13 protein-coding genes are annotated in these 12,532 nt (G+C 42.0%); all 13 read left to right on the top strand.

What is annotated here, in order from left to right; genetic code table 11:
- Positions 1 to 30: 30 nt before the first annotated feature.
- The 13 genes from spoVE (at position 31) to PU629_RS16070 (ending at position 12,521) form a co-directional block, all read left to right on the top strand.
- Entirely contained in the window at positions 31 to 1,131 is a 1,101-nt protein-coding gene (gene spoVE / locus PU629_RS16130; protein WP_275281076.1) for a stage V sporulation protein E, read from the top strand.
- A 456-nt stretch (positions 1,132 to 1,587) separates the two neighbouring features.
- The gene (locus PU629_RS16125; protein ID WP_275281075.1) at positions 1,588 to 2,376 is read left to right on the top strand and encodes a cell division protein FtsQ/DivIB; all 789 of its coding nucleotides are present in this window, start codon (positions 1,588 to 1,590) and stop codon (positions 2,374 to 2,376) included.
- Entirely contained in the window at positions 2,366 to 3,046 is a 681-nt protein-coding gene (locus PU629_RS16120; RefSeq protein WP_275281074.1) for a DUF881 domain-containing protein, read from the top strand. The genes PU629_RS16125 and PU629_RS16120 overlap by 11 nt, the downstream gene beginning before the upstream one ends.
- A gap of 14 nt (positions 3,047 to 3,060) precedes the next feature.
- Complete coding sequence (locus PU629_RS16115) at positions 3,061 to 3,771, top strand: DUF881 domain-containing protein (protein WP_275281073.1); 711 nt, start codon at positions 3,061 to 3,063, stop codon at positions 3,769 to 3,771.
- Positions 3,771 to 4,139: a small basic family protein gene (locus tag PU629_RS16110; RefSeq protein ID WP_275281072.1), complete on the top strand. Its 369-nt coding sequence runs from the start codon at positions 3,771 to 3,773 to the stop codon at positions 4,137 to 4,139. The genes PU629_RS16115 and PU629_RS16110 overlap by 1 nt, the downstream gene beginning before the upstream one ends.
- A 154-nt stretch (positions 4,140 to 4,293) precedes the next feature.
- The gene (gene ftsA / locus PU629_RS16105) at positions 4,294 to 5,583 is read left to right on the top strand and encodes a cell division protein FtsA (protein WP_275281070.1); all 1,290 of its coding nucleotides are present in this window, start codon (positions 4,294 to 4,296) and stop codon (positions 5,581 to 5,583) included.
- Positions 5,584 to 5,620: 37 nt separating this feature from the next.
- Positions 5,621 to 6,751, top strand: coding sequence for a cell division protein FtsZ (gene ftsZ, locus PU629_RS16100; protein WP_275281069.1), 1,131 nt, complete (start codon positions 5,621 to 5,623; stop codon positions 6,749 to 6,751).
- A gap of 861 nt (positions 6,752 to 7,612) precedes the next feature.
- Positions 7,613 to 8,545: a sigma-E processing peptidase SpoIIGA gene (gene spoIIGA / locus PU629_RS16095; RefSeq protein ID WP_275281068.1), complete on the top strand. Its 933-nt coding sequence runs from the start codon at positions 7,613 to 7,615 to the stop codon at positions 8,543 to 8,545.
- Positions 8,546 to 8,713: 168 nt separating this feature from the next.
- Positions 8,714 to 9,433: an RNA polymerase sporulation sigma factor SigE gene (gene sigE, locus PU629_RS16090; RefSeq protein WP_275281067.1), complete on the top strand. Its 720-nt coding sequence runs from the start codon at positions 8,714 to 8,716 to the stop codon at positions 9,431 to 9,433.
- Positions 9,434 to 9,445: 12 nt separating this feature from the next.
- A complete protein-coding gene (gene sigG / locus PU629_RS16085) occupies positions 9,446 to 10,318 on the top strand; it encodes an RNA polymerase sporulation sigma factor SigG (protein WP_275281066.1) in 873 nt (290 codons plus the stop codon).
- A gap of 201 nt (positions 10,319 to 10,519) precedes the next feature.
- On the top strand, positions 10,520 to 10,795 hold the full coding sequence (locus PU629_RS16080; RefSeq protein ID WP_275281065.1) for a YlmC/YmxH family sporulation protein: 276 nt from the start codon (positions 10,520 to 10,522) through the stop codon (positions 10,793 to 10,795).
- 212 nt (positions 10,796 to 11,007) lie between these two features.
- Positions 11,008 to 11,835, top strand: a complete 828-nt coding sequence (pgeF, locus tag PU629_RS16075; RefSeq protein WP_275281064.1) for a peptidoglycan editing factor PgeF — start codon at positions 11,008 to 11,010, stop codon at positions 11,833 to 11,835.
- Between the two features lie 5 nt (positions 11,836 to 11,840).
- On the top strand, positions 11,841 to 12,521 hold the full coding sequence (locus PU629_RS16070) for a YggS family pyridoxal phosphate-dependent enzyme (RefSeq protein ID WP_275284463.1): 681 nt from the start codon (positions 11,841 to 11,843) through the stop codon (positions 12,519 to 12,521).
- The last annotated feature ends 11 nt before the right edge of the window (positions 12,522 to 12,532 follow it).

Genomic DNA, 12,532 nt, shown 5'->3' with positions numbered 1-12,532 from the left:
TTGTATGACGCGACTCGAGGTGTGTAGGACATGCAAAAGGTAAGAACAGCGCCAGACTTTTTACTCATTGCAGTAACATTAACTTTGTTGGCAGTCGGTTTAATCATGGTTTACAGTGCAAGTGCCGTTTGGGCGTCTTATAAGTTTGATGATGCCTTTTATTTTGCTAAACGGCAGCTCTTATTTGCGGGAATAGGCGTTGCAGCGATGTTCTTTGTTATGAACATTAGCTATTGGACGTGGCGCTCTTGGGCGAAGCTTGCTCTACTAATTTGTTTTTTGTTGTTAATTGTTGTTTTGATACCCGGTGTTGGTCTAGTAAGAGGAGGGGCGAGCAGCTGGTTAGGCGTTGGCGCTTTTTCGATCCAGCCATCTGAATTTACGAAAATGGCGATGATCCTCTTTCTAGCTAAGTTTCTCTCAGAAAATCAAAAATACATTACAACCGTCAAAAAAGGCTTACTGCCTTCCTTAGTTTTAGTGTTTCTTGCATTTGGTTTAATTATGCTCCAACCTGATTTAGGTACAGGCACCGTCTTGCTCGGTACTTGTGTCACCATGATTTTTACATCAGGGGCAAGAATCAAGCATTTTGTTTTTCTCGGCGTTATGGGGTTAATCGGTTTTGCTGGACTGATCATTTCTGCTCCTTATCGGATGCAAAGGATTACGTCTTTTATGGATCCGTGGAAAGATCCGCTAAACAGCGGGTTTCAAATCATCCAATCGCTTTATGCGATTGGCCCGGGCGGTCTGCTCGGATTCGGATTAGGGGAAAGCAGACAAAAATTTCAGTATTTGCCCGAACCTCAAACCGACTTTATTTTTGCCATTGTAGCGGAAGAACTTGGGTTTATCGGTGCTACTTTTGTATTACTTCTTTTTTGTATCCTGCTGTGGCGGGGAATCCGGATCGCTTTAAAAGCACCAGACTTATATGGCAGCCTGCTCGCTGTAGGTATTATTGGGATGATTGCGATTCAAGTGATGATTAACATTGCTGTCGTAACAGGGGTAATGCCAGTAACCGGCATCACCTTACCATTCCTAAGCTATGGAGGGTCTTCGCTGACATTAATGCTGATCTCAGTAGGTGTCCTATTAAACATTAGCCGTTACGCAAAATATTAAACCTTAAGAACACGAATGTTGGCTTGAACGCTTACCCTTTTCCTTAGGGGAGGCAGTCAAGCCAATTTTATTTTACTAAAGGGAACATTTTAGCAGGAAAGGTTTCCCGCAATTCCTTCAGAGAACACGCTGGACTAAAAGGCTTCAAGTCTGGCATGGCCCGGGTGTCTATTCTTCATGCAAACTTTATTAGTCATCAGGAAGCAGGACAACAATGAATTTTCTTGCCCTTGCCAGCTAAATTAAGTCGATCATCCGGAACTGTTAGCACATTGAACGGTATTGGGAAGTTGAATGCCTCACAAAACCTTAAAAGTGGTGAAGAAATCTAGCGAAACCTGTGATATAATATTTTATAACTTTAACAAAAACGACATTTAAAGTGTCGTTTTTATTGTTTATCTTTATTAGCAGGTCATGATCAAACTATACATATGAGATTAGGAGTAAACGAATATGAGTGACAGAAAGGTCATTCAGCTTGAAGACAGAATACCGAAACTAAGAGAGCAGCGAAAACAAAAGACCAATCGGCGCTTTGTTTTTTATATTACGTTATTTTTTATATTGCTCCTGATTGTCACTTACATTGAATCGCCATTAAGTAATGTTAAAACCATTAATGTCAGCGGAAATCGCTATTTCAGCGCGGCTCAGATTAAAGCCGCTTCAGGCCTCACTGCCAAAAGCAAGATATGGGGTGTCAATCAAAAAACGATATTAGCCCATCTGAACTCCCTCCCATCTATTAAGTCGGTCACAGTCAAGACCCACTTTTTGAGCGGGCGAGTCGATCTCAATGTAATGGAGTATAAAAGGGTTGCTTATCTGAAAACGGAGAATTCGTACAAGCCGGTTTTAGCTAACGGTCAATTCATGTCTGGTAAGCTTTCGAATGTCATTCCAGTTCATGCGCCAATCCTTATCGGGTTTAAGGAAGGAAAGGTGATGAGCTCATTAACCGAGCAGCTGTCAAAAATGAATGCCACCACTCTATATAATATTTCAGAAATTGATTTTACACCGTCAGCCCTCTATCCAAAGGGAATCACTCTGTATTTAAATGACGGTCATCAGGCACTAGCGAACATTCCCACTTTGGCTGCAAAAATGAAACTGTACCCAAGCATTTTAGCGAATCTCCCTGACAATCAAAAAGGGGTTGTCCAGCTAAGAGTAGGCGCTTATTGGAGTCCAAGTACGGCAGCTAAACAGGCTAATGGAGGAGAGACTAATGGGGAATAAAATTATCCTCTCTCTCATTTTATTAGTCACGGGTTTTATCCTCGCCTATTCTTATCAATATGTTAAAAACCATCATATAGAAAATGGTACGGCGAATGCGCAGTATCAACAAGAGAAGGAACTTAGAGATGAGATCATTTCAGAACAAAACTCGAATCGCTCACTGCAAAATCAGCTAAATAAGGTCAGGGGTAAAATTCAAACAAATGAAGAAAACTTGGCCAAGCAAAAAACAACTGCCGGCAAGCTGGTAACGGATTTGACTAAATATCGAATGTTAAATGGTCAAACTAAAGTATCGGGCCCGGGGGTCAAAATTGTTCTCTCGGATGCGAACTATGTTCCTAATGGGACTGATCCTAATGACTACATTGTTCACCAACAAGATATACAGGAAGTCATCTATGAATTGAATGCCATTGGTGCTGAAGCGATTGCTATTAATGGGCAACGCTTTTCATCCCATTCTTATATAGAATGTGTTGGACCTGTTGTGAAGGTGGATGGCGAACGTCATAGCGCGCCATTCGTCATTAGTGCCATTGGCGATTCCGATTTGTTAATGAGTGGCCTTAATATGACAGGCGGTGTCGTTGAGACGCTTATCGAACGAGGAATTGATGTGAGCGTGGAAAAAGTAAACAGTTTGACGCTGGACCCATTATTGTAGAGGGGGAATATTCATTGACATCTAAGAGAGAACGTCTATCCCTCGCCATTGTAGCATTGTTTTTTGGATTTATGGTCATTTTGCAATTTAAAACCATCAGTCATCCTAAACAAAAGGATACAAAAGACATCGTTGAACTTCAATCCGATCTTGCAAAGGCACAAAAAGAACATATCACTTTAAATAATCAATTGTCTCAAGCAGAGCAGCTTCTAACTAAATATGAAAACTCACAAACCGATAATAAACTACAGGCGATGAAAGAAGAACTGGAGCAGCAAAAGGTGCAAGCAGGGGTAACAGCTAAAACTGGAAAAGGGGATCTCATTCAATTAAAGAAACTTATTGAAGGAAATGATCCTTTTGACAGTGATAGTGTGACCGATGTGATGATGAGAAATTTGATCAATGTGTTGAATGAGTATGGTGCAACAGATATAGCGGTTTCCGATGAGCGGATTATTAATATTTCACCGATTCGCATGGTGCATGATGACTTACTGATCAATGATCAAAAACTGCCGCAGCCTCCTTTTAATATTGAGGTTCTTTCGGATGACCCCAATAAGTTAAAGAAAGAGTTAGAGTCTTCCTCGGTTCTTGATGATTTTGCCCGCGCAGGTTTAACGCTTGAAGTCACTGTTAAGCCTTCCATTACGTTACCAGCTTATAATGACCCCATTCAATTCAATTCGCTTAAACTGACGAAAGGAGGGTCTTCATAATGTGGCTCCCTCTGTTAGGGCTTATCATTGGTATCCTTTTGGGCTTTTTCTCAAATGTTTCCATTCCAGAAGCCTATTCGAATTACCTATCAATCGCGGTTCTTGCTGCATTTGATACGCTATTAGGTGGGATTCGGGCACAGCTTGAGCATAAGTATGATAACCTTGTTTTTGTTTCAGGTTTCTTTTTTAATATTTTTTTAGCAGCAGGACTAGCTTTTCTAGGGGTCAAACTTGGTGTAGACTTATATTTAGCCGCTGTTTTTGCTTTTGGTGTTCGTTTGTTTAATAATATTGCTATAATAAGAAGAATTGGTATTGTTAGATGGCGAGACCGAAAGAAAGAAAAGGAGAAATCTCTTATTTGAGTGTTCTAGGCTTTTTTTACATATTTTTTTGAAAGAAATCTATGAAAAAGAAGGTTTAAAGTATTATTATGTTGAATACCTCTTTAGGATTTAAAAAATATTACGCTGATGAATTCAGAATAGATCAAATCAGGGATGAGGGAGGTGCCATAGAATGAACAGCAATGACATCTATGTAAGCTTAGACATCGGTACATCCACCGTTAAAGTCGTCATCGGCGAAATGACGGGTGATTCTCTAAACGTCATCGGAATAGGGAAATCGGAGTCAAGTGGAATTAAGAAAGGGTCTATTATAGATATTGATGATACTGTCCATTCTATACAACAGGCTGTCGAACAAGCTGAAAGAATGGTAGGGATGAAGATTAGAAGTGTGGTAGTGGGAATTACGGGCAACCACATTCAACTGCAAGATTGTCATGGGGTTGTTGCTGTTTCAAGTCCTAACCGAGAGATCGGCAATGAAGATATTGCCAGAGTGCTTGAAGCCGCACAAGTCATTCCGCTTGCACCGGAAAGAGAAATTATTGACTGCATCCCTCATCAATTTATTGTGGATGGCCTTGAAGAAATAAAAGATCCCCGCGGTATGGTGGGGGTGCGTTTAGAAGTAGAAGGCACGATCATAACCGGGTCCAAGACCGTTTTGCATAACCTGCTAAGATGTGTTGAGAAAGCGGGCTTAGATGTGCTGGATGTGGTTTTACAGCCTCTTGCTTTAGGGTCAATTGCCTTAACACGTGATGAAAAAAACTTAGGGGTTCTTTTACTCGATATCGGAGGAGGGTCGACCAATGTGGCCTACTTTGAAGAAGGAATCCTCATGTCGACCTTTGTTTTACCAATTGGAGGTAACCATATTACTAAGGATATCTCCATTGGCCTTCGAACACCCACTGAAGAAGCAGAGATAATAAAGCTAAAACATGGACATGCTTTCATAGATCAGGCATCCGTTGAAGAGACATTTTCAGTCTCGAAGTTAGGCGGAACCAGCAAACAAACCTTTACCCAGCAGGATTTAGCTTATATTATTGAACCAAGGGTTGCCGAGATCTTTGAGCTAGTTGCTGCAGAAATGGGCCGCATGGGCGTCCTGGATCTGCCAGGTGGGCTCATTCTAACTGGAGGAGTCACGGCTATGCCAGGCGTCATTGAACTGGCCCAGCATGAGTTCCAAAATAATGTTCGCATAGCGATTCCTGATTATATAGGAGTACGCGAACCGCAGTATACATCGGCAATCGGTTTAATCAAATTTGCTTATCATAACGTAAAAGTACAAGGTAAGGAGCTGGTTAAAGCCGTTGAGGTGGAGCACCAACAAAAAGTTCCTTCTGCTGCAAAACAACGTCCGGCCTCGAGCTCGGACAAGCCACTTAAAGATAAAAGTGGCGTCACGAAAAGAGTGAAAGACTGGCTCGGATTATTCTTCGACTAAACATTTACGGCACTTTATATATAGGAGGAACGAAAGCATGTATGAGATGGAAATGGAACAGCTTGCACAGATAAAGGTCATAGGAGTCGGTGGCGGCGGCTCTAATGCCGTTAATCGAATGATTGAGAATGGTGTGCAAGGTGTTGAATTTATATGCGTTAACACAGATGCACAGGCATTAAAATTGTCAAAGGCCCCGATAAAATTACAATTAGGTGAGAAGCTAACAAGAGGATTAGGTGCTGGAGCCAATCCTGATATTGGTAAAAAAGCGGCTGAAGAGAGCCGTGATCAAATCGAAGACCTCTTAAGTGGTGCGGATATGGTTTTTGTTACGGCCGGAATGGGCGGTGGTACGGGTACGGGAGCAGCGCCTGTTATTGCCGAAATAGCAAAGGACATCGGCGCCTTAACGGTGGGTGTTGTCACTCGCCCGTTCACGTTTGAGGGGAGAAAACGGTCTTCACAAGCAACAGGCGGGATTGAAAATCTAAAGGAAAAAGTGGATACCCTCATCGTGATTCCGAATGATCGTCTCCTTGAAATTGTCGATCGAAATACACCGATGCTTGAGGCATTCCGTGAAGCCGATAATGTATTGCGTCAAGGGGTTCAAGGGATTTCCGACCTGATTGCGGTTCCAGGTCTTATTAACCTTGATTTTGCCGACGTTAAAACCATTATGACAGAAGGCGGTTCTGCTTTAATGGCTATCGGTGTAGCTACTGGTGAAAATCGTGCGGCTGAAGCAGCCAAAAAGGCGATTTCCAGCCCTCTTTTAGAGAAATCAATCGATGGAGCTAAAGGGGTCTTGATGAACATTACTGGTGGAAATAATTTAAGCTTATACGAAGTGAATGAAGCGGCGGATATCGTAGCGACCGCGGCAGATCAAGAAGTGAACATGATTTTCGGTTCTGTCATTAGCGAAGAATTAAAAGATGAGATTATCGTAACGGTGATTGCCACTGGATTTGAAGAAAATGAGAATCGCCGTCCTGTTCAAAATCAACGAACTGAACGCCAATCTTTTGGAACAAAGACTCGTCAACAGCCTATAAGAGAAGAACAGGAGCCTGCCCCTCGAACTAACCCAGCTCCTGCTGCAGAGGCTGAGGATCAACTAGATATTCCAACCTTTTTAAGAAATCGTACGCGTCGCCGTTAATAATAAGGTTCAAAAAAGCAGGCCGACTCAGGAAGTCACGAAAATGACTAACTGAGCCGGCTTTTTTTCAAATAGTCTCCAAAATGCCCCTAATACGAGAGAATAGAGAATGCTCGTTACCGTTATTCCAGAAATCACCCTCTAATTCAAGCCAATAGCGAATTTGCGTTACACAAAAATGAAAGAGGTGTAACGAGAATCCGCTATGCCTCCAAAAAGGCCCTCGATTTGAGCGAATAGGGAATCGTCGTTACACAAAAATGAAAGAGGTGTAACGAGAATCCGCTATGCCTCCAAAAAGGCCCCCGATTTGAGCGAATAGGGAATCGTCGTTACACAAAAATGAAAGAGGTGTAACGAGAATCCGCTATGACGCCAAAAAGCCCTCGATTTGAGCCAATAGGGAATTGTCGTTACACAAAAATGAAAGAGGTGTAACGAGAATCCGCTATGACTCCAAAAAAGCCCTCGATTTGAGCGAATAGGGAATCGTCGTTACACAAAAATGAAAGAGGTGTAACGAGAATCCGCTATGCCTCCAAAAAGGCTCTCGATTATAGCGAATAGGGAATCGTCGTTACACAAAAATGAAAGAGGTGTAACGAGAATCCGCTATGACGCCAAAAAGCCCTCGATTTGAGCGAATAGGGAATCGTCGTTACACAAAAATGAAAGAGGTGTAACGAGAATCCGCTATACGTCTCCCCGCTTCCCACCTGCCCCGCCTCCCAAAAAGCTATTCGGTAACTTAGGCGTAACAAGGGAGGCTTGACTCGGTTTGGATACGACAAAATGCTTCAAAATAACAGGAATATGAGTGTCAAGAAACGACAGACATCTCATGGATGAGCTTTTATAATTATGGCAAAACCTTTGGCGGGTGAAGTCATGAAGGTCTATCTCGATGTCGTCTGGCTGATGAACTTATTCATCGATACGATGTTGATCTTATTAACTTCGGTTGCTCTAAAGCGTCCTGTTCGAAAGTGGCGCGTCTTCTTAGGCGGCTTCTTTGCTTCTTTAATTGTCATTTTGCTTTTTACTCCTCTTGGTGTGATTGCTTACAACCCGATAGGTAAACTCGTGTATTCAGCAATCATTGTTTTGATCGTCTTTGGGTATCACCGACCCGCGCTTTTCTTGCAGGCCTTTGGGATGTTTTATTTCGTCACTTTTATGGTTGGAGGCGGTCTTTTTGCGCTTCATTATTTTCTTCAGTCTCAATCATTCTATGTTAAAGGTATTCAGCTAAGTACCTTTGAATACGGGGATCCGCTGAGCTGGGTCTTCATTCTAGTTGGATTTCCGGTCCTGTGGTGGTTCTCAAAAAAACGCTTGGAACATGTTGTTATACGAAAGTGGCGGGCAGAGGAACGCATTGAGGTAAGAGTGAAAATTGGTAAAACGATTATAGAAGCAGTCGGCATAGTGGATACAGGTAACCAATTACGTCATCCGATCAGCCAATCTCCAGTAATGTTCGTCAGCCAAAGTGTTTGTGCAAAGTATCTCCCTCAGCTTAATTTGCAGGACGATCCCATGAAGGTGCTAACAGACACCAAACTGCCTGCTGATTGGGTGAATCGATTAACGGTCATTCCTTATAGAGGAGTGAGCGGTGAACATCGAACGGTACTCGCTCTGAAACCTGATTATGTGGATCTCAGGTCCTCAAAAGGGCATCTAAAGTGTAAAAAGGTGATAGTCGCATTGACAGATCATCAACTCTCTTTGGAAAATGACTTTAACTGTATCTTGCATCCGGATATGGTTCAACTCGGAACAGCTGCTTAAATGTACGTCATTCAGTGGAAATGAAATCTCAGGAGACAACGTTTAGTTGAACTTATCTGACCTTTTTAGGCGGTTAGATCCCGAGTATTAACTTTCTAAGTTAGGGAGTTGACTGGACGACGAAGGTGGAAAAACAAAGAGCTAACATCAAAAAAGGGGAGTGAGTCAATGAGACAGATACGTCTATTTTTTTTGAAACTCTATACGAAGGTCTTACAGGTATTTAAAGTAAAACCAGATGACGTTTATTATATTGGTGGAAGCGAGGCGCTCCCCCCTCCTCTGTCAAAAGATGAGGAAGCGGAGTTGTTGATTAAATTAACGAAGGGTGATGAATCAGCCCGTGCTTCTTTGATCGAACGAAATCTTCGTTTAGTCGTGTATATCGCGAGAAAATTTGAGAATACCAAAATCAATATCGAAGACCTTATCAGTATTGGGACAATTGGTTTAATTAAAGCCGTTAACACCTTTAACCCGGAGAAAAAAATTAAGCTTGCTACTTATGCTTCTAGGTGTATTGAAAATGAAATTCTCATGTACTTAAGAAGAAATAATAAAACAAAGTCAGAAGTCTCCTTTGACGAACCGCTTAACGTGGATTGGGATGGGAATGAATTATTGCTGTCTGATGTTTTGGGGACGGATGAAGATATTATTACACGGGATATGGAGAAGAAAGTCGACCGAAGCCTGCTCAAAAAAGCGATTCTTTTATTGAATGACAGGGAAAAGGAGATTATGGAATTGCGATTTGGCTTATCAGGCGGCAAAGAAAAGACTCAGAAGGATGTGGCGGATCAATTAGGCATTTCCCAATCCTATATTTCTAGACTTGAGAAACGAATTATAAAGCGACTCAAGAAGGAATTTAATAAAATGGTTTAACGATTTAGAATAATGACAGATGCTTCATGTGAGATATTCAGATGCATAAAATTTCCTCCATCGGAGATACTTTACTTTGTAAACACTCCGATTGGAGGGAATCAAATGGCACGCAACAAAGTTGAAATTTGTGGCGTTGACACCGCAACACTCCCTGTTTTAAAAAATGAAGAGATGAGAGAGCTCTTTGTCCAAATGCAAAATGGGGATGAATTTGCACGTGAGAAATTGGTCAACGGCAACTTAAGACTTGTCTTAAGTGTCATTCAGAGATTTAACAACCGTGGCGAATACGTCGATGATTTGTTCCAAGTCGGATGTATCGGTCTTATGAAATCTATTGATAATTTTGATTTGGGTCAAAACGTTAGATTTTCGACTTATGCGGTACCAATGATAATTGGTGAAATTCGCCGATACTTAAGAGATAACAATCCGATCCGTGTCTCTCGCTCCTTGCGAGATATCGCTTATAAGGCATTGCAGGTCAAGGAAAAGTTAATCTCAAAGAATTCTCGAGAACCAACGGCAGCTGAGATCGCTGAGCAATTAGATGTTCCGACTGAGGATATTGTTTTTGCTTTGGATGCGATTCAAGATCCCGTTTCTCTGTTTGAACCTATCTATAATGACGGCGGCGATCCCATTTTCGTTATGGATCAAATTAGTGATGATAAGACAAAAGATCTTCAATGGATTGAGGAAATTGCCTTGCGAGAGGCGATGACACGACTTAATGCAAGAGAAAAGAACATCCTTTCAATGCGATTTTTTCAAGGGAAAACCCAGATGGAAGTAGCTGAGGAAATTGGTATTTCCCAAGCCCAGGTCTCTCGGCTTGAGAAAGCGGCTATTAAAGAGATGAATCGAAATATAAAAAGTTAAAGGTTCCGACCCAAAAATGGGACAACTCTCGCTGACTGATGCGAGTTGTACCCCGCGATTGGGTCGGATTATTTCATAATAAGCCATTAAATTGAAGAAGGTTGGCCAAAACAAGAGAATACTTGTTAGTTGGGATGTCTTTTTTGACCCTTGACCCCATATAAATAGTAAAAGTAATAGATGGGAAGGGTGGACAGGTACATGGCAAGAATATCAGATTTTCAAGCAAAGGAAGTTGTGAATGTAGAAAACGGAAAAAGACTGGGGCATATTGGTGATTTGGATGTGAACCTCACGACTGGAAAAATAGATAATCTCATTATTCCTGGTCAAGGTAAAATGCTCGGTCTATTGGGAAGAGAAAACGATGTGGTTATTCCTTGGAGAAATATCGTCAGAATTGGCGATGACGTCATTCTTGTCCGGTTTTATTCGACATCCTCTGAAGACTACCATGGGAAAGAAGAGCGTTCATAAGTCCCCGCACTAATCATTTAACAATCAAATTGAAAAGGCCATTTACGGTCTTTTTTTTCTGCCTGAAAACTTATTGCTTGTTCAGGTTCGAACGGATAACTTAGGGAGGCACCTGATCTATCTATCTTCTAACGTGATTCGTGTATTGGTTTGGCCATGGAATTAGTGTAAAATAATAATTGGAGTCATGTGTACTTATAGGGAGTGTTGAGATGGGAAAGGACCCTTTTTTTATAAAAAATGAAGGAACAGTGTCGACCAACCTTTACCGCTCAGGTGGCTCACAGCTTGTTATCGGTATGACAACGCGTGAGAAGGGATATAGTGAACCACCCTATGCGCGTTATAATATGGGTTTTCATGTCGGTGACAACAAGGAGCATGTCTTAGCGAATCGTCAGTTGCTGGCAGAGGATCTCGGTTTTTCATTAGAAACTTGGATAGCAGCTGAACAAGTGCATGCCAATCAGATTGAAAAGGTGACCTTGGCGGATCGTTCTAAGGGCGCTTATGAGTTGGACACCGCTATTACAGGAACGGACGGCCTATACACAACAGACGCAAATGTATTGCTCGTTGCGTGTTTTGCGGACTGTGTCCCGCTTTATTTTATAGCGAAAGACCTATCAGTCATTGGAATCGCTCATGCAGGATGGAGAGGGACAGTTGGTGAGATTGCGGGTCACATGATCAGCGCATGGCAGACTGAATTTTCTATAAGGCCAGAGGAGATTGATGTCATTATTGGACCTTCGATCGGTTCTTGCTGTTACGAAGTGGATGATCGGGTGATCGATGAAATTAACTCTATTTCGGACTTGGATCATCATGAGTTGGTGGCCCCGTCATCTGACGGCCATTATCAGCTTAATCTTCAGCTCACGAACCTTCGCATCCTTGAAAAATATGGAGTGCCTGAATCAAATATTCATACCACGACTTATTGCACAAGCTGTCGTACGGACCTTTTCTATTCTCATCGCAAAGAAGAGGGGAAAACAGGCAGAATGCTTGGTTTTATTGGAATTAAAAGGGGGTGAACGCTCTGAATTTACCAGAACGGTATCAAACCATACTGAATCGGATCGAATCCAGTTGTCAACAGGCGGGACGGCAACTAGAAGAGGTTCATCTTGTTGCGGTAACGAAATATGTGAGTGTTGAGACCGCCAAAGCGGCAATCGAAAACGGTATTCAGCACATTGGCGAAAATCGTGCCGAAGGTCTTTTAGAAAAGCAACAGGCTATTGGGAGAAATGCAGTTACTTGGCATTTTATTGGCTCGCTTCAGACAAGAAAAGTGAAAGAAGTTATTTCAACGATTGACTATCTTCACTCCCTCGACCGATTGTCTTTAGCGAAGGAGATTGATAAGAGGGCCGATAAGCCTTTGAATTGTTTTGTTCAGGTGAATGTTTCCGGTGAAGCGTCAAAACACGGAATGTTGCCAGAGGAGACAATTCCCTTTGTGAAAGAGTTGTCGGCGTTCTCAAAAATTCGTGTTGTCGGCTTAATGACGATGGCACCATTGATTGAAGATCCTGAAGAATTAAGAGCTATTTTTCGCCGGCTTAAACACTTAAAAGAAGAAGTGGCTTCATTGAATTTGCCGTATGCGCCATGCACAGAATTATCGATGGGCATGTCGAATGATTTTGAAGTGGCAATTGAAGAAGGCGCAACTTATATACGAATAGGGACTGCACTTGTGGGAAAAGAATGGTAAAGGGGAGGAGC

The sequence above is a fragment of the Pullulanibacillus sp. KACC 23026 genome, assembly GCF_029094525.1.
Taxonomy (GTDB): Bacteria; Bacillota; Bacilli; order Bacillales; family Sporolactobacillaceae; genus KACC-23026.
The sequence above is the reverse complement of the archived record's forward strand: the minus strand, read 5'-3'. Positions and strand labels throughout refer to the sequence as shown.

Coding starts and splice junctions, on each gene's coding strand:
- spoVE (WP_275281076.1), top strand. CDS start 31: ATGCAAAAGGTAAGAACAGCGCCAGACTTTTTACTCATTGCAGTAACA.
- PU629_RS16125 (WP_275281075.1), top strand. CDS start 1,588: ATGAGTGACAGAAAGGTCATTCAGCTTGAAGACAGAATACCGAAACTA.
- PU629_RS16120 (WP_275281074.1), top strand. CDS start 2,366: ATGGGGAATAAAATTATCCTCTCTCTCATTTTATTAGTCACGGGTTTT.
- PU629_RS16110 (WP_275281072.1), top strand. CDS start 3,771: ATGTGGCTCCCTCTGTTAGGGCTTATCATTGGTATCCTTTTGGGCTTT.
- ftsA (WP_275281070.1), top strand. CDS start 4,294: ATGAACAGCAATGACATCTATGTAAGCTTAGACATCGGTACATCCACC.
- ftsZ (WP_275281069.1), top strand. CDS start 5,621: ATGTATGAGATGGAAATGGAACAGCTTGCACAGATAAAGGTCATAGGA.
- spoIIGA (WP_275281068.1), top strand. CDS start 7,613: ATGGCAAAACCTTTGGCGGGTGAAGTCATGAAGGTCTATCTCGATGTC.
- sigE (WP_275281067.1), top strand. CDS start 8,714: ATGAGACAGATACGTCTATTTTTTTTGAAACTCTATACGAAGGTCTTA.
- sigG (WP_275281066.1), top strand. CDS start 9,446: ATGACAGATGCTTCATGTGAGATATTCAGATGCATAAAATTTCCTCCA.
- PU629_RS16080 (WP_275281065.1), top strand. CDS start 10,520: ATGGCAAGAATATCAGATTTTCAAGCAAAGGAAGTTGTGAATGTAGAA.
- pgeF (WP_275281064.1), top strand. CDS start 11,008: ATGGGAAAGGACCCTTTTTTTATAAAAAATGAAGGAACAGTGTCGACC.